The organism is Kitasatospora sp. NPDC085879 (genome assembly GCF_040686255.1).
Classification (GTDB): domain Bacteria; phylum Actinomycetota; class Actinomycetes; order Streptomycetales; family Streptomycetaceae; genus Kitasatospora.
The window spans coordinates 120,062-142,770 of sequence record NZ_JBFBJZ010000012.1; the positions used below are offsets into that span (position 1 = coordinate 120,062).

Below are 22,709 nucleotides of genomic sequence, written 5' to 3' on the forward strand. Positions count from 1 at the left end.
GACCGGGTGCCCGCCGCAGACCGCCGTCGCAGGGTGGTGGCGACCCGTGACCGGCGACGGAAGGGCGGAACCGTGGGCAGTGTGGCCGAACAGATGGTCGAGGTGCTCCGGCAGGCCGGCGTCGAGCGGGTCTACGGCGTGGTCGGCGACAGCCTCAACCCGGTGGTCGACGCGATCCGCCGCGCCGAGGGGATCTCCTGGGTGCACGTCCGCAACGAGGAGGCCGGTGCCTTCGCGGCCGCCGCCGAGGCCGAACTCACCGGCAGGCTCGCGGTCTGCGCCGGCTCCTGCGGCCCCGGCAACACCCACCTCATCCAGGGCCTCTACGACGCCCAGCGCAGCGGTGTGCCGGTGCTGGCCCTCGCCTCGCACATCCCGTCCGGGCAGATCGGCACCGGCTTCTTCCAGGAGACCCACCCCGAGCGGGTGTTCACCGACTGCAGCACCTTCTGCGAGATGGTCTCCACCCCCGGCCAGATGCCGCGGCTGCTGCGGGTCGCCGTCCAGCACGCGCTCGGTGCGCGCGGCGTCGCCGTGCTCGCCTTCCCCGGCGACGTCGCCGCCCTGCCCGCCGCAGGCCCCACCGGCAGCTCGCACTTCCTGACCGAACAGGCCGTCGCCGCACCGCCCTGGGGCCAGGTCCAGGCACTCGCCCTCGCCCTGGAGTCGGCCGCCACCGTCACGCTCTTCTGCGGCGCCGGCACCCGCGACGCGCACGAGGAGGTGATGAAGCTCGCCGACACCCTGCAGGCCCCGGTCGGACACTCGCTGCGCGGCAAGGAGTTCATCCAGTACGACAACCCGTACGACGTCGGCATGAGCGGGCTGCTCGGCTACGGAGCCTGCCACGAGGCGCTGCACGAGGCCGAGTTGGTGCTGCTGCTGGGCACCGACTTCCCGTACGACTCCTTCCTGCCGACCCGCCGGGTGATCCAGGTCGACCACGACGCCACCCGGCTCGGGCGGCGTGTCCCGCTCGAACTCGCCGTGCACGGCGACGTCTCCGCCACGCTGCGGGCCGTCCTGCCGCTGCTCGCCCGGCGCGGCGACCGCGGCTTCCTCGACACCATGCTGGAGCGGCACGCCAAGGCCCTGGAGACCGTCGTCGGCGCCTACACCCGGGACATCGAGAAGCACACCCCGATCCACCCCGAGTACGTGGCATCGGTGCTCGACGACGTCGCCGCCGACGACGCCGTCTTCACCGTCGACACCGGCATGTGCAACGTCTGGGCGGCCCGCTACCTCACCCCCAACGGCCGCCGCCGGGTGATCGGCTCCTTCCTGCACGGCTCCATGGCGAACGCCCTGCCGCACGCCATCGGCGCCCAACTGGCCTTCCCCGGGCGGCAGGTGATCTCGATGTCGGGCGACGGCGGGCTCGGCATGCTGCTCGGTGAACTGCTCACCGTCGCCAAGCACCGGCTGCCGGTCAAGACCGTCGTCTTCAACAACGGCGCGCTCGGCATGATCAAGCTGGAGATGCTGGTCAGCGGCTACCCCGAGTGGGAGATCGACAACGGGGACGTCGACTACGCGGCGATCGCCCGGGCCGCCGGCATCCCCGCCAAGCGGGTCACCGATCCGGCCAAGGTCCGCGAGGTGCTCGCCGAGAGCCTCGAACGCCCCGGCCCCGCACTCGTCGACGTGGTCACCGACCCCAACGCCCTCTCCATGCCGCCGAAGATCACCGCCGCCCAGCTCCGCGGCTTCGCCCTCGCCGCCGGCCGCACCGTGCTCTCCGGCGGCGTCGGCCGGATGATCGACCTCGCCCGGTCGAACCTGCGCAACATCCCGCGGCCGTAGCGCGGTCGGGCGGTCGGCCCGGAGGCACGGACGGGCACCTCGGTGTCAGCCGGCCGCGCGGGCGGCGCGGCCGGCCAGGGTGCGCAGGTGGTCGGCGAGCTCGGGGGGCTCGTGGACCTCGAACTCGCAGCCCAGGGTGATCAGTCGGACGGCCAGCCACTCCAGCGGGTCGGGTCGGCTGTGCAGGCGGCAGCGCTGCTCGTCGAGCGGCTCCAGGGTGCCCGCGGACGGGCCGAGCCGGCGGGCGGCCTCGTCGGCCGGCAGGTGCAGGGTGGCCACCGCGCGGTACGAGCGGGACGGTCCGGCGAGCCGGGCGGCGACGAAGGCGGCGGCGTCCTCGGCCGGCAGCTCGCGCGGGGCGCAGCGCAGCCCGGTCCGCTGCGGGTCGGCGATCCGGTCGACGCGGAACAGCCGCCAGTCGTCCCGGTCGGTGTCGTGGGCGACGAGGTACCAGCGGCGGCCGGCCGAGACCAGGCGGTGCGGTTCGACCCGGCGGCGGGTCCGGGCGCCGTCGCGGGCCCGGTAGTCGAAGCGGACCTGTTCCCGGGCGGCGACGGCGGAGGCGAGGAGGGCCAGGTCCTCGGGGTCGATCCGGGGCCCGTCCCCGGGCAGCATCGGGACGGTCGCGGTGTCGAGCGCGGAGACCCGGTGCCGCAGCCGGGACGGCAGCACCTGGACGAGCTTGGCCAGCGCCCGGACGGACGCCTCCTCGATCCCGTCGACGGCGTGCCCGGCGGCCGTCCGCAGGCCCACCGCGATGGCCACCGCCTCCTCGTCGTCTAGCAGCAGCGGGGGCATCGCGGTGCCGGCGACCAGCCGGTACCCGCCGACCGGCCCGCGGGTGGCCTGCACGGGGTAGCCGAGGTCGCGCAGCCGCTCGATGTCCCGGCGGACGGTGCGCGGGCTGACGTCCAGGCGGTCGGCGAGTTCGCCGCCGGGCCATTCGCGCGGGGTCTGCAGCAGGGAGAGCAGGGCCAGCAGCCGGGCCGGGGTGTCGGTCATGCCCCCGAGTCTGGCGCACATTGCGGACAGGATCCGGCCTAATCGGGCCCTAGCGTCGGAAGCGTTCCCGATGACTCCCGACGACCTCCCCGAGGAGCGGCCATGGCCCCCGAACGTTCCGACCGCAGGCGCTGGATCGCACTGGCCGTGGTGATGACGGCCAGTCTGATGGACCTGGTGGACGTCACCATCGTCAACATCGCCATGCCGAGCATCCGGGAGGAGACCGGCGCCTCGTTCAGCGCGCTGCAGTGGATCAGCGCGGGCTACGCGCTGGCCTTCGCGGTCGGTCTGATCACCGGCGGCCGGCTCGGCGACATCCACGGCCGCAAGCGGCTCTTCCTGCTGGGCATCGCCGGCTTCACCGCCGCCTCGGCCCTCTGCGGCTTCGCGACCGGGTCGGACATGCTGGTCGCCGCGCGGGTGCTGCAGGGCGCGGCGGGTGCGCTGATGGTGCCCCAGGTGCTGGCGATCATCCACGCGGGATTCCCCGCGGAGGAGCGCGGCAAGGTCTTCGGCCTGTTCGGCGCCATGGTGGGCCTCGGTGCGGTGACCGGCCCGCTGCTGGGCGCGCTGCTCACCGAGTGGGACGTCGCGGGCCTCGGCTGGCGGCCGATCTTCCTGGTCAACCTGCCCGTCGGCGTGGCCGGACTGCTGCTCGGCCGGATCTTCATCGACGAGTCGAAGGCGCCGCAGGCGCTCCGGCTGGACCTGGCCGGCGTGGCGCTGGCCAGCGCGGGTCTGCTGATGGTGCTGTACCCGCTGACCCAGGGCCGTGAGCTCGGCTGGCCGCTGTGGGGGTACGCCGTGATGGCGGCCGGGATCGCCGTGCTGGCGCTGTTCGTCCGTCACGAGCGGGCCAAGTCCCGCCGGGACGGCTCGCCGCTGGTCGAGCTCTCGCTCTTCCGGGTGCGCAGCTTCGCCGCCGGGATCGGCGTCCAGCTCGGCCACGGCACCGCCTGCGGCGTGTTCTTCCTGGCCTGGACGCTCTACATGCAGCTCGGCCTCGGCTGGAGCCCGCTGAAGGCCGGGCTCACCGGGCTGCCGTTCTCGCTGGCGGTCTCCACCGCCGCCGGGCTCTCCGTGCAGAAGCTGGTGCCGCGGTACGGCCGCGCGGTGCTGCGGGCGGGCGCGCTGGTCATGGCGGCGGGCACCGGGCTCTACCTCGGCCTCGCCGAGTGGCTCGGCACCGGCATCACCCCCTGGCAGATGGCGGCGCCGCTGGTGGTCATGGGCGCCGGCATGGGCCTGATCGTGGCTCCGCTGACGGACGCGGTGCTCTCCGAGGTGCCGCGCGAGCACGCCGGCTCGGCCTCCGGGCTGATCAACACGGTGAACCAGCTGGGCGTGGCGCTCGGCCTCGGCCTGACCTCGGTGGCGTTCTTCGGCGTGGTCGACGGGGCGGCGCCGGCCGAACTCACCGACGGCCGGGCGTTCACGGCCGCGTTCGCCGCCTCGCTCTGGTGGGTGGCGGGCGGCCTGCTGCTGGTGTTCCTGCTGATGGGGGCGCTGCCGAAGCGCCGCCCGCAGCCCGACGGGCAGGAGAACACCGGGCAGGAGGAGTCCGTGCGGCAGGAGGGCGAGCCGGCCCTGGCAGGCTGAGACCGCCGGCGGTTTGCCTCTGAGGCAAATTTCTTGCCCGGCAGGCACGGCGGGTGTGGACTGGTCGCATGACGGACGACCAGGAGGTCGCGGGCCTCGGCCCGCGACTGCGCGAGCACCGGCTGGCCGGGCGGCTGACCCTGGAGGGCGCGGCCGCCCGAGTCGGCCTCTCCCCAGCCTATCTGTCGCGGCTGGAGACCGGGCGGAGGCAGCCCTCGCTGCCCGTCCTGCTCGGTCTCGCCCGCGCCTACGGCACCTCCGTCTCCGGGCTGCTCGGCGAGCAGCCCGGAGAGCCCGACCCAGTAGTCCGCGGCGGCGCCATCGAGCCCGGCAGGGCCGGCGGCTGGGGCTACCGGCGGGCCGGCGCCCCCGGCCGCGCGATGCAGGCGCTGCGCGTCCAGGTGCCGCCGAGCGTGCAGGACGCCGTCGTCCGGGTGCACCCCGGCGAGGAGTGGCTCTACGTGCTGCGCGGGCGGCTGCGGCTCACGCTCGGCGAGGCGGTCCACCTCCTCGACGAGGGCGACTCGGCGCACTTCGACTCGCTCACCCCGCACTGCATCGCCGCCGACACCCCCGACGGGGTCGAACTGCTCTTCCTGCACACCCTGCTGCAGAGCCCCGGCGGCGAACTCTGCCTCGGCGACGCACCCCGGATCTGACCGACCACACCCACCAGGAGGACGGACATGAGCAAGCCCACCACCACCGACGCCGGCCGCCGCACCGACCGGCGGGTGCTGATCCGCGCCGCGATCTACATGGTCGCCACCCACGTCTTCGCCGGCTTCGTGATCCTGCTCTTCGAGATCGGTTCCCGGAAGAACGGCTGACGACCGGTCAGCCCCTCGGCTCAGAGCCGGATCAGCGTGCAGAGCGCGTCCAGGGCGGGCTCGAAGGCCCGGTCCGGCGGGGTGCCGTAGCCGATCACCAGGGACGGCGGGCGCTCCGGCTCCGGGCCCGCGGACGGGGTCCGACACCAGCCCAGGGTGTTCAGCGCCAGCCCCAGCCAGCCGGCCTGGCGGCGCAGCTCCTCCTCGTCCAGTGAGCCGGGCGGCAGCTCCAGCACCGCGTGGAGCCCGGCCGCGATGCCGGTGACCCGGACCTCCGGCGCCCGTTCCGCGAGCACCGCCACCAGCCGGTCGCGCCGCCGACGGTACTGCAGCCGGCTGCGCCGGACGTGCCGGTCGTAGGCGCCGGAGGTGATCAGTTCGGCGAGGGTCAGCTGGTCCATCACTCCGGACTGGCCGTCCGCCAGTTCCTTCCGGCGGGCCACCGGGCCGACCAGGGCGGCCGGCAGGGCCAGCCAGCCGATCCGCAGCCCCGGCGCCAGGCTCTTGCTCACGGTGCCCGCGTACACCACGCGCTCCGGGTCGAGCGCCTGCATCGCGCCGACCGGCTGCCGGTCGTAGCGGAACTCCCCGTCGTAGTCGTCCTCCACCACCAGCCCGCCGCTCTGCCGTGCCCAGGCGACCGCCGCGGCCCGACGGGCGGCCCGCAGCGGGACCCCGGTGGGGAACTGGTGCGCCGGGGTGAGCACCGCGGCCCCGGCGCCGGTGCCGGACAGCAGGTCGGTCCGGGCGCCGTCGGCGTCCAGCGGCAGGGCCGCGGTGGCCAGGCCCTTGGCGGTCAGCACCTCCAGCTGCGGCGGCAGCCCGTACTCCTCCACCGCGACCGTGCCCACGCCCTGTTCGCGCAGCACCTCGCAGAGCAGGCCGAGGCCCTGGGTGTAGCCGGCGCAGACCAGCAGCCGCTCCGGATCGGTCCGCACGCCGCGGACCCGGGCGAGGTAGCCGGCCAGGGCGCGGCGCAGTTCGATCCGGCCGCGCGGGTCGGTGTAGCCGAAGGCCTCGTGCGGGGCGGTGGCCAGGGCCCGGCGGGCGGCCGCCAGCCAGGCGGACCGCGGGAAGCGCGAGACGTCCGGGCGGCCCGGCATCAGGTCGTGGCGGACGGCGGGCGTGCGCGGCGCGAGGGCCGCGGGGGCGGGCACCGAGGGGGTGCCGCGGTCCGCCACCACCGTCCCCGAGCCCTGCCGGGAGGCCAGCCAGCCCTCGGCGGCGAGCTGGGCGTACGCCTCGGCGACGGTGTTCCGGGCGATGCCCAGGTCCCGGGCGAGCTCGCGGGAGGACGGCAGCCGGGTGCCCCGGGGCAGCCGCCCGGTGCGGACGGCCTCGCGCAGCGCGTCCTCCAGGGCGGCCCGCAGCCCGAGGCCGCGGGAGCGCCCCGCGGTCAGGTCGAGGTGCAGGTCGCCGCCGAAAGTGGCCCAGGATTCCATAACGCCAATGAACCACACTTGCGGGCCACTTCGCTCCTACGGTGGAGCACATGACGACGAACGACACCGCCTACGTCCCCGCCCCCGTCCAGCGGATCTCCCTGCCCGAGCAGGCCGCCGGCTTCTACCGCGCGATGATCGAGCTGGACCGCGCCGCCCGGGCCGGCATCGAGCCCGCGCTGGCCGAGCTGGTCAAGATCCACGCCTCGGCGATCAACGGCTGCGCGTTCTGCCTCGACATGCACACCACCGACGCCCGCAAGGGCGGCGAGCAGGAGCACCGGCTCGCCACCCTGCCGGCCTGGCGCGAGGCCCCCTGGTACACCGCCCGTGAGCGGGCCGCGCTCGCCCTGACGGAGGCGGTCACCCTGGTCAACCAGGGGCACGTGCCGGACGCCGTCTACGACGAGGCCGCCAAGCAGTTCGAGCAGCAGGAGCTCGCCCAGCTGATCGCCCTGATCATCGCGATCAACTCGTGGAACCGGATCGCCATCACCTCCCGGCTGAGCCCGGCCCCGAAGCAGGCCTGAGCCGCCCCCTGCCACCGCCCCTGCCACCGCCCCGGCCGGGCGCCCGGCCCGGCCGCGCGCCCGGCGTTCGTGTCCGAAATCCGCCGGACCGGTGCCCCGACGATCCGACAGGCTGGTTCCCATGACCGACACTCAGCAGCTCAGCAGGGCCGAACGCCTCCGCGACCTCCACCGCCCGGGCGACCCGCTCGTCCTGGCGAACGTCTGGGACGCCGTCGGCGCCCGGCTGGTGGCCGCCGCCGGCGCCCCGGCGATCGCCACCGCCAGTGCCAGCGCCTCCTGGACGCTGGGCGTGCCCGACGGCGAGGGCCTCGCCCGCGAGGACGCGGTGGCCCTGGTCGCCCGGGTGGCCCGGGCGGTCGACCTGCCGGTCACCGCCGACCTGGAGAGCGGCTACGGCGCGACCCCGGCGGAGGTCGGCGAGACCGTCGCGGCCGCTCTCGCGGTCGGCGCGGTCGGCGTGAACCTGGAGGACGGCACCCGTCCGGTGGCCGAGCACGCCGAGCGGGTGGCGGCGGCCCGAGCCGCCGCCGACGCCGCCGGGGTGCCGCTGTGGATCAACGCCCGCACCGACGTGTTCCTGCTCGGCCTCGGCGAGCCCGAGGACCGGCTGGAGGAGGCCGTCCGCCGGGCCAAGGAGTACCTGGCCGCCGGGGCGAGCGGCATCTTCGTCCCCGGGGTGCGCGACCTCGCGGTGGTCGAGGCGCTGGCCGCGGCCGTCCCGGCCCCGCTCAACGTGCTGGCCGGGCCCGGTGCCCCGTCGGTCGCCGAGCTGGCCGCCGCCGGGGTGGCCCGGATCAGCTTCGGTCCGGCGGCCGCGCTGGCCGCGTACGGCACGCTGCGGGACGCCGCCGACGAGCTCTACCGCACCGGCGGCTACGGCGGGTTGGCCACCTCGCTGACCTACGGCGAGGTCAACGGGCTGATGCAGCCCCGGCCGTAAGCCATCTCACAGTCCGTCGGGCCCGGTTCGGCACGGACCGGCCCGACGGCGCCCCTATATTTGAACTGACTGGTCAGTTCAAAAACGGGGGAGGGGCGCCATGGTCGACCGGAACACCACCGGGGCCGCCGTCCGCGCCGAGGCACTGTCACTGCGCGGCGCACGGGGCTGGGTCTATCGGGACGTCGGATTCGAGGCGCCACCCGGCGCCCTGGTCGCGCTGGAGGGCGAGGCCGGCACCGGCCGTACCTCCCTGCTGCTGACCCTCGCCGGCCGGATGCGCCCCACCGGCGGCACCGTCACGGTCGACGGCCTCGACCTGCCCCGGCAGGCCGCCAGGGTCCGCCGGATCGCCGCCCTCGGCCCCGTCCCCGGCGTCAACGAGCCCGACCCGGCGCTCAGCGTCGCCGCCCACCTGCGCGAGCAACTCCACCTGCACGGCCGCCCGTTCGCACCGCTGGTGCGCCGTGGCGCCGACCGGCGGGCCACCGACGCGCTCGCCGCCGCCGGACTCGACCCGGCGGCCCTGCCCGACGGGCTGCACACCCCCGCCCGGGAACTCGGCGCCCTCGACCGGCTCCGGCTCTCCACCGCGCTCGCCCTGATCGGCGCGCCCCGGCTGCTGTGCGCCGACGACATCGACGACCGCCTCGACGACGCCGGCCGCCGCGCCGCCTGGCAGCTGCTGCGCGACATCGCCGACCGCGGCACCACCGTGCTCGCCACCACCACCGACGCCGGACGCGCCGCCGGCCTCGCCGACCTGACCGCGCGCACCGTTCCCGCCGAAAACCCCGCGGAGACCGCCGCGGCACCCGAGGAGGAGGCCGCCGATGCGCGCGCTTAGCCTGGCCCGCCTGGAGTTCGGCCGCTTCTCCCGCGGCCGGCTGCCGCGCGCCGCGATGGCCGCCCTGCTGCTGCTCCCGCTGCTCTACGGCGCGCTCTACCTCTGGTCGTTCTGGGACCCGTACGGCCGTCTCGACAAACTGCCGGTCGCCCTCGTCAACGAGGACCGCGCCGTCACCGTCGAGGGCGGCCGGGTCGACGCCGGACGCGACCTCGCGGCCAAACTCCGGCAGAGCCACACCTTCGGCTGGCAGGACACCACCGCCGCCGACGCCGAGAAGGGCCTCACCACCGGCCGCTACTACCTCACCCTCACCATCCCCGCCGGCTTCAGCGCCGGCATCGCCAGCAGCAACGGCGACCACCCCGAGCGCGGCACCCTGCAGGTGCGCACCAACGACTCCAACAACTACATCGTCGGATCGATCTCCCGGACGGTCTTCAGCGAGGTCCGGGCCGCGGCCAGCGCCAAGGCCTCCGCCGCGTTCTACGACAAGATCTTCCTCGGCTTCTCCGACCTGCACGACCGCACCCGGGAGGCCGCCGACGGCGCCGCCCGCCTCACCGCCGGCGCGAACCAGGCCCACGACGGCTCGGCGCAGCTCGCCGACGGCACCGCCCGCGCCAAGAACGGCACCGAGCAGCTCGCCGCCGGCGGCCGCGACGCCCGCAGCGGCGCCACCGACCTCGCCGCCGGCCTCGACAAGGCCAAGCAGGGCAGCAGCAGCCTCGACGACGGCATCGCCCGGATCGACGACAACCTCGCCAAGCTCACCACCGGAGCCCAGCAGGTCGCCGCCGGCACCCGCCGGCTCACCGACCAGGTCGACCCGCTGGCCCGCAAGATCTCCCCGCTGCTGCACACCTACCCCGAGGAGATCCGCACCGCCGCCCGGCTCACCGCCGACGCCGCCGACAAGCTCTCCACCGACCTGAAGGAGCTGCCCGGCCGCTCCTCGGCCGTCCTCGCCGACGCCCGCACCCTGTCCGCCCGGATCGACGCCTCGTACGCCCGGCACTGCCCGGGCGGCTCGCCCGCCCCCGGCCACGACGCCGCCGACTGCCGGACGGAGGCCGAGCTCTCCGACATCGGCCACCGCCTGGTCACCGCCGCCGAACGCGCCGACGCGCTGGTCCGCGAGGCGACGCCCGCGCTGGACGAACTCGCCACCCACGCCGACGAGGTCGAGAAGCTCGCCCGCAAGCTCGCCGACACCGACCTCGCCGCCGAGTTCGACGCCAAGGTCGCCGACCTCCACCGGCTCGACGACGGCGCCCACCAGGTCGCCGACGGCGCCGCCCGGCTCAAGCAGGGCACCGCGACCGCCCTCACCGGCATCCGCAGCCTCGACAGCGGCCTCGGCCGCCTCGACGACGGCGCCCACCGCCTCTCCGGCGGCATCTACCGGCTCTCCACCGGCATGACCGCCCTGGACAGCGCCACCGGGCAGCTCGCCGACGGCGCCGCCCGGCTCGACGACGGCCTCGGCACCCTCGTCGACGGCAGCAGCCGCCTCACCGCCGGCCTGCAGGACGGCGCCGGCAAGATCCCCGACTACACCGACGGGCAGCGCGCCGCCCGCACCGCCGCGATGAGCGACCCCGTCGCCCTCGCCCGCCAGGAGCTCAACAAGGCGCCCAACTACGGCACCGGCTTCGCCCCGTACTTCATGCCGCTCGCCCTCTGGGTCGGTGCCATGGTCACCTACATGCTGATGCGCCCGCTCGGCCCGCGCGCCCTCGCCGGGAACGCGCCGTCCTGGCGGGTCGCACTGGCCGGCTGGCTGCCCGCCGCCGCGATCGGCCTCGCCCAGGCCGCCGCGCTGCTCGCCGTGCTGCACTGGGGCCTCGGACTGGAGGCCGAGCGGACGGCCGGACTGATCGGCTACCTCGCCCTCACCGTGGTCTGCTTCACCGCCCTGATGCAGTGGATCAACGCCCGCTTCGGCCCGGCCGGCCGGCTGCTGGCGCTCGCCCTGCTGATGCTGCAGCTCACCTCGGCGGGCGGCACCTACCCGGTGGAGTCCAGCCCCGGCTTCTTCAACGCGATCCACCCGTTCCTGCCGATGACCTACGTGGTCGCCGGACTGCGCAGGCTGATCAGCGGCGGCGACCTCACCGCCGTCTGGACGGGCAGCGCCGTGCTCACCGCCTTCTGGGCCGGCGCACTCGCCCTCACCGTGCTGACCGCCCGCCGCCGCCAGGTCTGGACGCTCTCCCGGCTGCACCCCGAGCTCTCGCTCTGACACCGCGGCGAACCCGGTCCGGGCGCGCGGTACGATCCGCGCGCCCGGACCGATTCGTTCCCCACCCACCCTGCCCAGCCGTCGTCCCCCACCCACCCGGAAGCACCGCCATGAGCCAACGCCGCAGCGCGACCCGGCAGAAGCTGTACGAGGCCGCCGTCATCCTCATCGCCGAAAAGGGCTTCTCCGCCACCACCGTCGACGAGATCGCCGAGCGGGCCCAGGTGGCCAAGGGCACCGTCTACTACAACTTCGCCAGCAAGACCGAGCTCTTCGAGGGCCTGCTCAAGCACGGCACCGGGCTGCTCACCGACTCGCTCCGGCAGGCCGCCGAGGGCAGAGCGCCGCTGGAGGGCGTGGACGCGATGATCCGGGCCGGCCTGGTCTTCATCGCCGCCTACCCGTCCTTCGCGCAGCTGTTCGTCGCGGAGACCTGGCGCACCAACCGCGCCTGGCACGAGTCGCTGCGGATGATGCGCGACAGCGCCGTCGCCGTCGTCGCCGGGGTGCTCGACGAGGCCGTCCGGGACGACCTGCTCGCGGAGGACCTGGACACCCAGCTGATCGCGTCGGCGCTCTTCGGGATGGTGCTGGTGGTCGCCCTGGACTGGCTGGCCTTCCAGCCCGAGCGCAGCCTGGACGACGTGCACGCCGCCCTCGTCCGGCTGGTCCACGGCCGGATCACCCCGGCCTGACCGGCGGCCCGGCCCGGTGTCGCACCGGGCCGGGCCGCCGACGCGGCGTCGTCAGCCGATCCGCACCGGCAGCGTCCGGACGCTGTTGGAGACGAAGGACGCGATCGGCTCGGGGGCGGGCCCGTCCGCGGTGGCCAGCGTCGGGTAGCGGCCGAACAGCCCGCGCAGCGCGGTCTCCGCCTCCAGCCGGGCCAGCCCGGCCCCCAGGCAGAAGTGCGGGCCGTGCCCGAACGACAGGAGCCGGGAGGACGCCCGGGTGATGTCGAACCGGTCCGCCTCCGGGTGGTGCCCGCCGTCCCGGCCGGCGGCCGCGTACGAGGCCAGCAGTGCCTCGCCCGCCCGGATCACCACCCCGCCGACCTCGATGTCCTCGGCGGCGTAGCGCAGCGGGAACTGGCCCACCGGCGAGTCGTACCGCAGCGTCTCCTCGACCACCGCCGACCAGGTGGCCCCGCCGTCCAGCACCAGCCGCAGCTGGTCCGGGTGCGCGAGCAGCGCCCGCACCGCGTTGGTGATCAGGTTCAGCGTGGTCTCGTGGCCGGCCACCAGCATCAGCAGCAGGGTGCCGACCAGCTCCTGCTCGGAGAGCCGGTCGCCCTCCTCGCGGGCGGCGATCAGGTCGGAGGTGAGGTCGTCGCCGGGGTTCGCCCGCTTCGCCGCGATCACCGAGCCGAGCAGGGCGAACAGGCCCTGCTGCGCGGCGATCGCGGCCTGCGGGGTCGCGGAGCTGGAGACCAGGGTGTTGGAGAGTTCGTGCAGCTCGTCCTGCTGCCGCACGTCCAGGCCGAGGAGCTCGCCGATCACCTGCATCGGCAGCGGGTAGGCGAAGTGCTCGCGCAGATCGAATTCGCCCTTCAGATCGGCCAGTCCGTCCAGCAGCAGCTCGGTGCGGGCCTCGATCGCCGGGGCGAGCTCGGCGATCCGGCGCGGGGTGAACGCCTGGGTGACCAGGCCGCGCAGCCGCCGGTGGTCCGCGCCGTCCGCGGTGATCATGCCGGGCACCGTCACGAAGTTGAGCAGCGGCCAGCCCTCGGGTAGGCGCCCCTCCCGGAAGGTGGTCCACAGCTGCGCGTTCTTGCCGACCCGGGGGTCGGAGAGCAGCTCCTGCAGGGTGTCGTGGTGGGTTATCGCCCAGACCACCACCCCGCCAGGGAGTTCCACCAGGACCGCCGGGCCGGCTTCCCGGAGCCGGGCGTTCTCGGTGTGCTGGTCGCGTCCGAAGGGGTCGAGTCTGACGGGAGCGGGACGGGCGGCGGTGTCCATGCGGGCCTTTCGGACGCGGCGGCGGGACGGGGCGGGGTGAACGCGCTGTACAGCACGGGCAGATCGACCAGGGCACGCGACCAGGGCGACGGACGCCACGTCAGATCGGCGGCCGGCACCGCGAGCTGGAGGTCGGGCAGTCGGTGCAGCAGGGTCTCGACGGCGGTCTCGACGATCAGCCGGGCCGGGTGCTGGGCGGGGCAGACGTGCCGCCCGGCGCCCCAGGCCAGGTGCGCCCGGTTGCCGCCGATGCCGTCCGGACCGTGCACTCCCGGGTCCGCGTTGGCCCCGGCCAGGCCCAGCACCAGCATGTCGCCGGCGCTGATGTACTGGCCGCCCAGCACGGTGTCGCCGGTCGCCCACCGGCCGGGGAAGTTCTGCGTCGGCGGGTCGCGCCACAGCACCTCGTCCAGCGCGTCGGAGACGCTCAGCCGGCCGCCGGTCAGGGTGGAGCGGAACCGGCGGTCGGTCAGCAGCAGCCGCAGCGCGTTCCCGGTCCAGTTGATGGTGGTCTCGTTGCCCGCGACGAGGATCACCACCAGGTGGTGCACCGCCTCCTCGTCGCTCAGCCCCGCCTGGTGCGCCAGCAGCCAGGAGGTCAGGTCGGCGCCGGGCTGCTCGCGGCGGCGCCGCACCAGGTCGACCAGGATCGCCTGGAACTCGGCGTTCGCCCGTACCGACTTCTCGCTGCTGTCCACGAAGTGGCTGATCAGCTCGATCAGATGGGGGCCGGCCTCGGTGGGCAGGCCGAGCAGCTGGGTGAAGACCAGCAGCGGCAGCCGGCGCGCGTACTGGGCGATCAGGTCGGCGGTGCCGTCCGGGCCCCAGCTGTCGATCAGGGCGTTGGCCGCGGCCTCGGTGGTGGTGCGCAGCTGCCGGTGGTCGATCCGGGCCAGGGTGTCGGCGACCGCGGAGCGCAGCCGCTGGTGCTCGGCGCCGTCCAGGTTGAGCAGGGTGGGCCGCCAGGCGGTCATCGGCAGCAACCGCGAGTCGGCGGCCAGCCGGCCCTCCCGGGCGACCCGCCAGCGCCGCGAGTCCTTGGAGAACAAGGCCTCGTTGCGGGTGAGTTCGAGCAGCTCGGGGTAGCCGAGGACGAGCCAGGCCTCGACGCCCGGCTCCAGCTCGATCGGGGCGACCGGCCCGTGCTGCTCGCGGAGCCGGGCGTACAGGCCGTGCGGGTCGGCGGCGACCGCCGGGCCGTACAGCGCCGCGGGACGGCCGCCGGCCCGGTGCATCGGGCAGCCGGGCGGCGGCCCGGTCTCCGGCAGGGGGGTGGTCATGGCTGGAGCTCCAGTACGGCCGTGGCGTGCAGGTGGGCGACGAAGTCGATCAGCACGTCGTACGCGCCCTGCCGGTCGCGGGCGTCGCAGTGCAGGATCGGTACGTCGGGCAGCAGGTCGAGCGCCGCGCGCAGCTCCTCGTCGGAGTGGCGCACGGTGTCCGGGAAGACGTTGACCGCGACCGCGAACGGGATGCCCTGCTCCTCCAACTGGCCGAGCACGTCGAAGCTCTCGCCGATCCGGCGGGTGTCCACCAGGGCGATCGCACCGAGTGCGCCACGTGAGAGGTCCTCCCACAGCGGCCAGAAGCGCTGCTGGCCGGGGGTGCCGAAGAGGTAGAGCGCGAGCTTCGGGCTGAGCGTGATCCGGCCGAAGTCCAGGGCGACGGTGGTGGTGGTCTTGCCGCTCCGGCCGGTGAGGTCGTCGATGCCGACGCCGGCCGCGGTCATGGTCTCCTCCGTGCGCAGCGGCGCGATCTCGCTGAGCGAGCCGACCAGGGTGGTCTTGCCGACCCCGAACGGCCCGGTGACGAGGACCTTGACGGCGCCCTGCACGGTGGACGGCAGATAGGACGGCTCAGCGGAGTTGGCGGAGGCCAACGAGTACCTCCTCGAGGAGCGCGGTGGGCAGGCGCTCGGCCTGCGGGACGTCCGGCGACCGGTGGACGGCCGTCGCCGGGGGCAGGACCTGGACGGCGCCGAGGTCCCACAGATCGCCGACCAGCACCTTCACCACGCTGAGCGGCAGGCGCAGATGGGCGGCGATCTCGGCGATCGCGAGCAACTGCCCGCAGAGCGCCAGGATGCGCTGGTGTTCCCGGTTGAGCTCGGCCTCGCCGGTGTCGGCCCCGCGCACGGTGGAGACCAGGCTCTCCAGCGCGAGGACGTTCCGGCTGGGCCGGCTCCGGCCGCCCGTGATCACGTACGGCCGGACCGGGCCGCTCACCGCGCGTCCCCGGCCGCCTGCTCGATCCGGGGCGGACTGGTCAGGTGGGTGCCGATCCGCTCGACCAGCACCTGCATCTGGTAGGCCACCAGGCCGGCGTCGACCGCCTCGCCGGTGACCACCGCGAGGTGCGCGCCGGCGCCCGCCGCGACGATGAACAGGTAGCCGCCGCCGTACTCGACGACGATCTGCCGGGTCGCGCTGCCGGGCCCTCCGAAGCCCTGCGCCACGCCTCGGGCCAGTGACTGCAGCCCGGAGCAGGCGGCGGCGAGCCGTTCGGCGTCGTCCCGGCCGATCTTGGCACTGCGGCCGATCTCCAGGCCGTCGTTGGACACCACGACGGCGTGCCGTACCTCCGGCACGGAGACGATGTCCGCGAGAAGCCAGCCGAGGTCAGGGTTGGTGGTCATAGAACTCTCCTGCGCGCAGGGGGTGTTGGGGGGAAGCGGGAAGCGCCCCGGTCGGCCCGGGGGTGGGCGTGGCCGGAGTGCCGTGCTGCTGGTCCTGCTGGTGCTGCGGGTTCTGCGGATCGTGCCGGTCCTGCTGGTCGTGCTGGTCCTGACGGTCACTGCGGGCGAGGCCGGTGGCCGAGCGTCCGCTGGCGGTGCCGGCCTGGAAGAGCGCCATGAAGGCCTGCGCCTCCCGGGCCGAGCGCGGCGGCACGGCGCCGCCGGCACCGGGCTGCCCGGCGGCGTGCCGCCCGGCCGCAGCGGCGGGCCGGCGGCGGTTGGTACGGCGCGGCAGGGTGCCGGGGGCGGGCGCCTCCGGCACCGCCGGTTCGGCCGGGGCAACGGGCCGTTCCTCGGCGGGCGCGACCGCGGCCCGGACGGCCGGTGCGGGCGCGGCCGGGACGGGTGCGGCGGCCGGCGCCGCAGGGACGGCCGCGACCGGCGAGTGCGGCAGCGGCTCGGTGAGCAGCGCGTTGGGCAGCAGGACGACCACCCGCACACCGCCGTACGGCGAGGGCGCCGAACTGAGCGTGACCCGGAAGCCGTACTGCTCGGCCAGCCGCCCGACCGCGGCGAGGCCCAGCTGCGGCACCTCGCCGAGCCGGGACACCTCCAGCCCGCCGCCGCCGCTCAGCGCGGTGGCGGCCTTCTCCACCGCGCCCTCGGGCATGCCGACACCGGCGTCGTCGATCTCGATCACCGCACCGTTGTGCACCGGCATCAGCGTGACGAACACCTGGGTGCTGGGCGGTGAGTAGCGGGTCGCGTTGTCCAGCAGCTCGGCCACCGCGTGGATCAGCGCCTCGGCGGCGGCACCGACCACCGCGGTCTCCAGCCGGCTGCGCACCACCACCCGCTGGAACGGCAGGATGCGCGACTGCGCGCCCCGCACCACGTCCTCCAGCGCGACCGGCTCGGGCCAGTGGCGGCCGGCCCGCGCGCCGCAGAGCACCGCCAGGGTCTGTGCCAGCCTCGCCTGTTGGGCCGCGGCGTGGTCGGCCTTGAGCAGCCCCTCCAGCAGGACGGGGTCGTCGTGGGTGCGCTCCATCTCGTCCAGCCCGGCCTGCTGGTCGTGGGCCATCACCAGGATGCGGCGGGCGACGCTGAGGAAGGCGCGCTGGGTGCCGGCGGTGAGCTCCTGCTCACGCTGGACGGCGGCGCTCTCGGCGGTGCGCCGGGCCAGCTCGCCCGCCAACCGGCCGCGCAGGGAGTCGAGTTCGTGCTGCTGATCGTCGAGCCGGCGGCGCAGGGTGCGGGTGACGGCCCGGTACCTCGCGGCGGTCAGAACCGCGGGGACGGCGAGGACAACGGCTGCCGCTGCGCACCACTGAGACATCGTCACGCGGCGAATTCTAGGATGATGATCCTACGTATGTGTGAACAGATCACCGGATTGATGATTTGAACGCGTCAAAAAGCGGGATTTCGGCATGACGCCGCGTCAATCCGTCACTGGCCGTCCACTTCCCCGTACGGCTCCTGGACCCGCGCCGGCACCGGCCGCAGGGTGCACAGGCCGCGGGCGACCGCGAAGGCCCGGCGCAGCGCGGCGAGCCCGCCGGCCGGCGGTGCGTCGGCGGCCGGAACGACCGGCGGCTCGACCGGCGGGCGCTGCCCGGGGATGAGTCCGGTGGCTGGCGCGGTGCTTCTGGCCGTCTTCGTCATCTCTCCACGTCCTCCGTGTCCCTGCCGGGCGCCGCCGGGCTGCCGCGCACCGTCCTCCACCACCCGGCCTACCCCGTCCGACGGCCTCCGCTGTCCGGATTCGGTGACAGAGCTGTCCCGGAACCCGCCCCGGCCGTCCCCCGCGCCGGCGTTCACCGGGTGTGCTCCACGGCGATCATCGTGCCCTGGAGCAGCGCGACCTCCTTGCCGGGGATGCCACCGCTGACCGAACGGACCTCCGCACCCACGACGGTGATGGTGCGCCCGCTGCGGACGACCGTGCCGGTGGCGCGCAGCCGCTCACCCACCCCGGGGCTCAGCAGGTTGAGCTTGAACTCCACGCTGAGCACGTCCTTGCCCTCGGGCATCAGGGAGAGCGCGGCCGCCCCGGCCGCCGCGTCGGCGAGCGTGGATATCGCGCCGGCGTGCACGAAACCGTTCTGCTGGGTCACCCCGGGCCGCACCGGCAGGTCGAGCACCACCCGGCCGCGGGCCAGCTCGACGATCTCCACCCCCAGGGTCGCCAGCAGCGGCTGGCCGGTGAGATTGCTGCGGAGGCGGTCGGTGACGGTGTCCATGGCGAGGTCCTGGTGCGAGGGGCGGGGTGCCCCAGCACCTTCCGCCGCCGACCCGCCCCGCGTCAACCCCGGTCCCGGCGGCCCCGGACAGCACCGAGGCCCGCGCCGGTCGGCGCGGGCCCGTGGAGGTGGGGGCGGGCGGCGGCGGCCGCCCGGGCTCAGGTGAGGTCGGCGTCCTCGACCGGCAGCTCGGCCGCGGTGTCCGGGAGCTCGGTGCCGGTGACCGTCCGGCCGTCTCCGGTGCGGTGCTGCGACCCGTCGGCGTGGGCGCTCGGAGCGGTCAGCGAGGCGACGACGCCGACGGCGAGCGAGGCAAAGGCGAGCATGCTGCGCTTCTTCATGCCCTGCACAACGCGCGGGACGCCGCCGGGTCACGGTCGTTCAGCGCGGCCAGTCGCGCAGACCCGCCACCAGCACCCCGGTCAGCCGCTGCCGGGTGGTCGCCGGGTCCTCGGCGAGCCGGAAGCCGCCGGCGGTGCTCAGCGAGGCGAAGCCGTGCGCCGCGGCGCGGACCGTCCGGGCCGCGTGGACCAGCTCGGAGCCGGTCAGGCCGTACCCCCGCAGCACCGCCAGGATCACCTCGACCAGCCGGCCGGCCGCCGCGGTCAGCTCCGGGTCGTCCTGCGGGGCCTGCGGCAACGCCGCGTACCGGTGCGGATGGCGCACCGCGTAGTCGACGTAGGCGTCGATCAGCGCGGCGAGCGCCTCGTCCCCGCCGCGGCCGAGCACCGCGCCCGACAACCGCTCGGTCAGCTCGCCGGTCACCCGGACGGCGATCAGCCCGCGCAGCTCGCCCAGCCCGCCGGAGACGTGCTTGTAGAGCGAGGGGGTGGCCACGCCGGCCCGGCCGGCCACGGCGGCCAGGGTGAGGGCCTCCGGGCCCTGCTCGTCGAGCAGCCCGAGCGCGTGGTCGACGACGGCGGCGGGGGTCAGACCGGCCCTGGGCATCAGGTGACCTCGTTCACTTCGGTCAGGAAGGGCAGCAGGGCGTCGGCGGTGGCCTGCGGGTACCCGGCCATCGGGTAGTGGCCGCCGCCCTCGATGATCACCTTACGTCCGCGCAGCGCCTCGGCCTGCCGCTCGGCGAGCGCGGCCGGGTCGGGGAAGTCGGGGTCGCGGCTGCCCATCACGACCAGCGCGGGGCAGGTCACGCCGGCGCCCCAGCCGGTCGGCGCGGATTCGCCGCGGACGTAGCCGCGGATCGCCGCGCGGCGGCCCGGCCGCTTGAGCGAGGCGACCAGCCGGGCCCGGTACTCGTCGAAGTCGGCCGGCCGTGCGGTCGGGAAGTAGAGCTTCTGCGCGGCGCCCCACAGTGCCGGGAACCACGTGACGGCCGGGCCGAGCAGGCCGACCATGGCCCTCTGCAGCAGGGTGGGCGGGAAGTTCTCGAAGAAGGCGTCGATCAGGACGATCCCGGCGACCCGCTCCGGCGCGTCCGCGGCGACCCGCACCACGGTGGCGCCGGTGTACGAGCTGCCGACCAGGACGGCGCGTGCGATGCCCAGGTGGTCGAGCAGGGCGCGGACGTCGCCGGCGATCGCGGTCGGCGAGTAGTCGTCCCACGCGGTCGAGGACTCGCCCATGCCGCGCAGGTCCATGGTGACCACCCGGTGTCCGGCGGCGGTGAGCAGCGGGTGCAGGTGCCGGTAGGCCGCCCGCAGGTCGAGCATCCCGGGCAGCAGGACGACCGGGACGCCGGCACCCCGCTCCGTGTCGTCGTACGCCAGCCGGCCGCCGGGAACGTCCAGGTGACGGGTCTGCGGGGCGTGCTGGGTGTCGTTCACGGCCGGCCTCCTTGGCCTCGCTGACGCGGCTGATTGCCCGTAGCCATAAAGCTAAGGCTAATAGCCATAGCTGTCAAGGAGGTGGATGCGGCCTGCGGTACCGTGCCGCCGGACCGAGACCGGACCGAGAGTCGAGAGACCGGAGGCGTCATGCCCTTCATCACCGTCAAGCAGCTGGCCGGCCGCACCGAGGAGCAGCGCGCCGAGATCGCCCGCGAGCTCACCGCCGCCTACGCCCGGGCCACCGGAATGGACCCGGCCAACGTCTGGGTGGTCGTCGAGGAGGTCCCGGCCGAGAACTGGGCCGCCGGCGGCGAGACCTTCGCCGCCAAGCGGGCCCGCGCCGCCGCCTCCGGCAGCTGACCGCCGCGACCGGTCAGAGGCCCTCCGTCCGGAAGGGGTCGTGCTCGGCCAGCAGCTTCTCCAGCCTGGCCTGGTCGACCCGGGAGACCAGGTCGCCGGCGTCCTGGCGGTCGCGGACCACCTTGGCCAGCGTGAACGACGACGTGATCACGTACAGCAGGGCGACCGCCAGGAAGGCGCGCATCCAGGCGTCCACCGGGAGGCGGACGATCCCGATCGCCAGGGCGGCGGTGGCGAGGGCGAAGGACAGGACGGCCTGCACGTAGTACGCGGCCGTGGTGCGGGGCTGCATCGGTGCGCTCATGCTCTGCAGGGTCCCGGAGCCGCGGCGGGCTTGCATGAGTACGGATACTCACTCCGGAGTGTCCGATCACCCTCCGTCAGGGGCCGTTTCGCAATCCATGGCAAATAGCCCATTTCGCCCGCAGCCCTTACGAATCCACCTCCGCAGACGCTTGGAATCAAGGCGGGCACGGCATTAACGTTTGATAACGCAGCGCGGTCGGCAACGCCGTACCGACACGGCACCGTGCGCGTGTCGCTCAATCCCGCGGTCTGCCTTCGCCGGTGGCCCCGGGAACCGGGGAACCACGTTCCTTGGGGTGAATCGGCAGGGCCGGTGGCCCAGCCGTAGGAGACCTTCCTGCTCCGAACCCGTCAGCTAACCCGGTCGGCGAGAGGGAAGGAAAGGAGTGCGCCCCGTGGCGTCGACGCACTCGGCGGACCCCACCGCCGCAGCCACCCAGCTCCTCGACCACCCCTGGGACCAGGCCGACCAGGCCCGCCACCGGGTACCCCGCCAGACCAGGAGCGGCAGCCCGCTGCTCGGCGTCACCGCCACCATGGCCGCCACCCTCGGCGCCGCCGGCATGACCGCGGCCGCAGCCGGCCCGGCCGCCGCCGCCGAACCCGCGGTGACCGCCCCCGACCAGGCGGCCGACGCCGCCGACCCGGGCCTCGCCCTCGCCGCCCGCATCCAGCAGCAGGCCGACCACCGCACCGCCGCCGACGAGGCCGCCCGCCTCGCCGCCGCCCAGGAGGCCGCGGCGCGCCGCGCCGCCCAGGCCGCGGTGGACGCCACCGCGCTCGCCCTGCCGACCACCGGCTACACCCTCGGCGCGCAGTACGGCCCCACCGGCCACTGGGCCCACCTGCACACCGGCCTCGACTTCCAGGCCGCCACCGGCACCCCGGTCACCGCCGTCGGCAACGGCACCGTCACCTCGGCCGGCTGGGCCGGCTCCTACGGCTACCGGATCGTCGAGACCCTGCCCGACGGCACCGAGATCTGGTACTGCCACCTCAACCGGCTCGCCGTCACCGACGGCCCGGTCGAGCGCGGCACCGTCCTCGGCGCGGTCGGCGCCACCGGCAGCGTCACCACCCCCCGCCTCCACCTGGAGGTCCGCCCCGCCGGCGGCGCCCCCGTCGACCCCCTGAGCTGGCTCCGCTCCCACGGCGTCCAGCCCTAGGCGCTCATCGAAGCGCCCCTACGCGTGGGCGTCCCCTTCCGGTTCCTGGCGGGCCGCGGCGTACGCCTCCAGTTCGGCGGTGCCCGGTTCGGGGGCCAGGTCCGGGTAGTCGGCCACCAGCAGGGCGGGCAACCCCGGGACGGTCCACTGCCCGCACAGCCAGAGCGCGACGTCCGCCACCACCTGCTCGAAGTCCTCGAACTCGCCCCGCAGCTCGTACGGCATCGGCTCGCCGAGCGCGGTCAGCGCCGCCAGGTTGCGGTAGCTGCGCTGCATCAGCCCGTACTCCAGCAGCCGCCGCGCGCCGTCGGTCGCCATCCCGATCGACAGCAGGTGCGCCTCGCCCCAGCCGAGGGCGGCGTCGGCCCCGGACATCGGGTCCAGCGCGCCGGTGTCGACCAGCGCCGCGTACGCCGCCGTCCGGTCCGCGGGCTCCAGCGCGCGGAAGCCGTCCAGCCAGGCCCGGACGGCGTCGGTGTCCGCGGTGTCCACCCCGTCCGCGCGCAGCAGCAGGGTGTAGAGCCGGGGCCAGGTGAGCAGCTGCGGCCGCCGCAGCAGCGTTCCCAGCAGCTCGCCCTGCCAGTCCGCCTCCGCGTGCAGCCGTTCCTGCCGTTTGGCGTTCAGCCGGCGAACCGCCCGCTGGTGGTCGATGAGCAGCCGCACGGCCGCGCCGTACGCGCCGGGGTCGCCGTCCGGCTGCACGTACAGGTGGAGCCGCTCGTGCAGCAGTTGTTCCAGTACCGCCGAGCCCAGTTCGGGCCAGCCGTCGTGCAGTGGCGCGCCGCTCAGCTCCAGCAGCGCCAGCACCTGCCGGGCCGCTTCCTCCGGCACCGTGGGCAGGCCCTGGGCGTCCGCCCAGTCGAGCAGCTCCTCGGCGCGGGTACGGGGGATGAGCTGCAGGTCTTCGTCGTTCACGCCGGTACCGTAACCGGTGCGGGGCCCGCAGCGCGGCATCCGGGGCCCGCGGG

26 protein-coding genes and 1 riboswitch are annotated in these 22,709 nt (G+C 74.9%); of the genes, 11 read left to right on the forward strand and 15 right to left on the reverse strand.

Translation table 11 applies throughout. The features are described from left to right. Positions 1 to 72 precede the first annotated feature (72 nt). Positions 73 to 1,806: a pyruvate dehydrogenase gene (locus tag AB0P35_RS12330; RefSeq protein WP_363509763.1), complete on the forward strand. Its 1,734-nt coding sequence runs from the start codon at positions 73 to 75 to the stop codon at positions 1,804 to 1,806. Between the two features lie 45 nt (positions 1,807 to 1,851). Here AB0P35_RS12330 and AB0P35_RS12335 read toward each other — a convergent pair whose 3' ends face one another. Then, positions 1,852 to 2,808, reverse strand: a complete 957-nt coding sequence (locus AB0P35_RS12335; protein WP_363509765.1) for a YafY family protein — start codon at positions 2,806 to 2,808, stop codon at positions 1,852 to 1,854. Between the two features lie 102 nt (positions 2,809 to 2,910). Here AB0P35_RS12335 and AB0P35_RS12340 point away from each other — a divergent pair, with 102 nt between their 5' ends. The 3 genes from AB0P35_RS12340 (at position 2,911) to AB0P35_RS12350 (ending at position 5,240) form a co-directional block, all read left to right on the forward strand. Continuing rightward, positions 2,911 to 4,410, forward strand: coding sequence for an MFS transporter (locus tag AB0P35_RS12340; RefSeq protein WP_363509767.1), 1,500 nt, complete (start codon positions 2,911 to 2,913; stop codon positions 4,408 to 4,410). Positions 4,411 to 4,478: 68 nt separating this feature from the next. Then, complete coding sequence (locus tag AB0P35_RS12345) at positions 4,479 to 5,069, forward strand: XRE family transcriptional regulator (RefSeq protein ID WP_095873680.1); 591 nt, start codon at positions 4,479 to 4,481, stop codon at positions 5,067 to 5,069. Between the two features lie 27 nt (positions 5,070 to 5,096). Further along, complete coding sequence (locus AB0P35_RS12350) at positions 5,097 to 5,240, forward strand: DUF6126 family protein (protein ID WP_159401010.1); 144 nt, start codon at positions 5,097 to 5,099, stop codon at positions 5,238 to 5,240. Between the two features lie 20 nt (positions 5,241 to 5,260). Here the strand turns inward: AB0P35_RS12350 and AB0P35_RS12355 are convergent, their stop codons facing one another. Beyond that, positions 5,261 to 6,682, reverse strand: coding sequence for a PLP-dependent aminotransferase family protein (locus AB0P35_RS12355; protein WP_363509770.1), 1,422 nt, complete (start codon positions 6,680 to 6,682; stop codon positions 5,261 to 5,263). Between the two features lie 50 nt (positions 6,683 to 6,732). Between AB0P35_RS12355 and AB0P35_RS12360 the strand changes: the two genes are divergently transcribed. The 5 genes from AB0P35_RS12360 (at position 6,733) to AB0P35_RS12380 (ending at position 11,942) form a co-directional block, all read left to right on the forward strand. Then, the gene (locus tag AB0P35_RS12360; RefSeq protein WP_363509772.1) at positions 6,733 to 7,212 is read left to right on the forward strand and encodes a carboxymuconolactone decarboxylase family protein; all 480 of its coding nucleotides are present in this window, start codon (positions 6,733 to 6,735) and stop codon (positions 7,210 to 7,212) included. Positions 7,213 to 7,333: 121 nt separating this feature from the next. Beyond that, positions 7,334 to 8,155 (forward strand): isocitrate lyase/phosphoenolpyruvate mutase family protein, encoded by an 822-nt coding sequence (locus tag AB0P35_RS12365; RefSeq protein ID WP_363509774.1) that lies wholly within the window; start codon positions 7,334 to 7,336, stop codon positions 8,153 to 8,155. 100 nt (positions 8,156 to 8,255) lie between these two features. Beyond that, on the forward strand, positions 8,256 to 9,002 hold the full coding sequence (locus AB0P35_RS12370) for an ATP-binding cassette domain-containing protein (protein WP_363509776.1): 747 nt from the start codon (positions 8,256 to 8,258) through the stop codon (positions 9,000 to 9,002). Then, positions 8,989 to 11,247 (forward strand): YhgE/Pip domain-containing protein, encoded by a 2,259-nt coding sequence (locus tag AB0P35_RS12375; protein WP_363509778.1) that lies wholly within the window; start codon positions 8,989 to 8,991, stop codon positions 11,245 to 11,247. The genes AB0P35_RS12370 and AB0P35_RS12375 overlap by 14 nt, the downstream gene beginning before the upstream one ends. A gap of 110 nt (positions 11,248 to 11,357) precedes the next feature. Beyond that, on the forward strand, positions 11,358 to 11,942 hold the full coding sequence (locus AB0P35_RS12380) for a TetR family transcriptional regulator (protein WP_095873674.1): 585 nt from the start codon (positions 11,358 to 11,360) through the stop codon (positions 11,940 to 11,942). 51 nt (positions 11,943 to 11,993) lie between these two features. Here the strand turns inward: AB0P35_RS12380 and AB0P35_RS12385 are convergent, their stop codons facing one another. From AB0P35_RS12385 to AB0P35_RS12435, 11 genes are all read right to left on the reverse strand, one after another. Beyond that, positions 11,994 to 13,103, reverse strand: coding sequence for a cytochrome P450 (locus tag AB0P35_RS12385; RefSeq protein ID WP_363509780.1), 1,110 nt, complete (start codon positions 13,101 to 13,103; stop codon positions 11,994 to 11,996). Further along, complete coding sequence (locus AB0P35_RS12390) at positions 13,067 to 14,485, reverse strand: cytochrome P450 (protein ID WP_363509782.1); 1,419 nt, start codon at positions 14,483 to 14,485, stop codon at positions 13,067 to 13,069. Before AB0P35_RS12390 ends, AB0P35_RS12385 begins: the two co-directional genes overlap by 37 nt. Then, the gene (locus AB0P35_RS12395; protein ID WP_363509784.1) at positions 14,482 to 15,084 is read right to left on the reverse strand and encodes an ATP/GTP-binding protein; all 603 of its coding nucleotides are present in this window, start codon (positions 15,082 to 15,084) and stop codon (positions 14,482 to 14,484) included. Before AB0P35_RS12395 ends, AB0P35_RS12390 begins: the two co-directional genes overlap by 4 nt. Beyond that, the gene (locus AB0P35_RS12400; RefSeq protein ID WP_095873671.1) at positions 15,062 to 15,430 is read right to left on the reverse strand and encodes a DUF742 domain-containing protein; all 369 of its coding nucleotides are present in this window, start codon (positions 15,428 to 15,430) and stop codon (positions 15,062 to 15,064) included. The genes AB0P35_RS12395 and AB0P35_RS12400 overlap by 23 nt, the downstream gene beginning before the upstream one ends. Beyond that, the gene (locus AB0P35_RS12405) at positions 15,427 to 15,840 is read right to left on the reverse strand and encodes a roadblock/LC7 domain-containing protein (protein WP_095873670.1); all 414 of its coding nucleotides are present in this window, start codon (positions 15,838 to 15,840) and stop codon (positions 15,427 to 15,429) included. The genes AB0P35_RS12400 and AB0P35_RS12405 overlap by 4 nt, the downstream gene beginning before the upstream one ends. Beyond that, the gene (locus AB0P35_RS12410; RefSeq protein ID WP_363509834.1) at positions 15,824 to 17,215 is read right to left on the reverse strand and encodes an ATP-binding protein; all 1,392 of its coding nucleotides are present in this window, start codon (positions 17,213 to 17,215) and stop codon (positions 15,824 to 15,826) included. Before AB0P35_RS12410 ends, AB0P35_RS12405 begins: the two co-directional genes overlap by 17 nt. Before the next feature lie 113 nt (positions 17,216 to 17,328). Continuing rightward, complete coding sequence (locus AB0P35_RS12415; protein ID WP_363509787.1) at positions 17,329 to 17,544, reverse strand: hypothetical protein; 216 nt, start codon at positions 17,542 to 17,544, stop codon at positions 17,329 to 17,331. 152 nt (positions 17,545 to 17,696) lie between these two features. Continuing rightward, positions 17,697 to 18,122, reverse strand: a complete 426-nt coding sequence (locus AB0P35_RS12420) for a PaaI family thioesterase (RefSeq protein ID WP_363509789.1) — start codon at positions 18,120 to 18,122, stop codon at positions 17,697 to 17,699. A gap of 158 nt (positions 18,123 to 18,280) precedes the next feature. Beyond that, complete coding sequence (locus AB0P35_RS12425; protein ID WP_363509791.1) at positions 18,281 to 18,463, reverse strand: hypothetical protein; 183 nt, start codon at positions 18,461 to 18,463, stop codon at positions 18,281 to 18,283. Positions 18,464 to 18,503: 40 nt separating this feature from the next. After that, a complete protein-coding gene (locus AB0P35_RS12430; protein ID WP_095873665.1) occupies positions 18,504 to 19,070 on the reverse strand; it encodes a TetR-like C-terminal domain-containing protein in 567 nt (188 codons plus the stop codon). Next, entirely contained in the window at positions 19,070 to 19,906 is an 837-nt protein-coding gene (locus tag AB0P35_RS12435; RefSeq protein ID WP_363509793.1) for an alpha/beta hydrolase, read from the reverse strand. Before AB0P35_RS12435 ends, AB0P35_RS12430 begins: the two co-directional genes overlap by 1 nt. Before the next feature lie 150 nt (positions 19,907 to 20,056). Between AB0P35_RS12435 and AB0P35_RS12440 the strand changes: the two genes are divergently transcribed. After that, on the forward strand, positions 20,057 to 20,269 hold the full coding sequence (locus tag AB0P35_RS12440; RefSeq protein WP_095873663.1) for a 4-oxalocrotonate tautomerase family protein: 213 nt from the start codon (positions 20,057 to 20,059) through the stop codon (positions 20,267 to 20,269). Positions 20,270 to 20,282: 13 nt separating this feature from the next. Here the strand turns inward: AB0P35_RS12440 and AB0P35_RS12445 are convergent, their stop codons facing one another. Then, entirely contained in the window at positions 20,283 to 20,573 is a 291-nt protein-coding gene (locus tag AB0P35_RS12445) for a YiaA/YiaB family inner membrane protein (protein WP_095875516.1), read from the reverse strand. Positions 20,574 to 20,821: 248 nt separating this feature from the next. Next, positions 20,822 to 20,960, forward strand: a riboswitch (cyclic di-AMP (ydaO/yuaA leader). A 10-nt stretch (positions 20,961 to 20,970) separates the two neighbouring features. Between AB0P35_RS12445 and AB0P35_RS12450 the strand changes: the two genes are divergently transcribed. Continuing rightward, entirely contained in the window at positions 20,971 to 21,741 is a 771-nt protein-coding gene (locus AB0P35_RS12450; RefSeq protein ID WP_144298635.1) for a M23 family metallopeptidase, read from the forward strand. 18 nt (positions 21,742 to 21,759) lie between these two features. On the opposite strand, the gene AB0P35_RS12455 is transcribed toward AB0P35_RS12450, so the two are convergent. Continuing rightward, the gene (locus AB0P35_RS12455; protein ID WP_363509796.1) at positions 21,760 to 22,656 is read right to left on the reverse strand and encodes a hypothetical protein; all 897 of its coding nucleotides are present in this window, start codon (positions 22,654 to 22,656) and stop codon (positions 21,760 to 21,762) included. Positions 22,657 to 22,709: the final 53 nt, after the last annotated feature.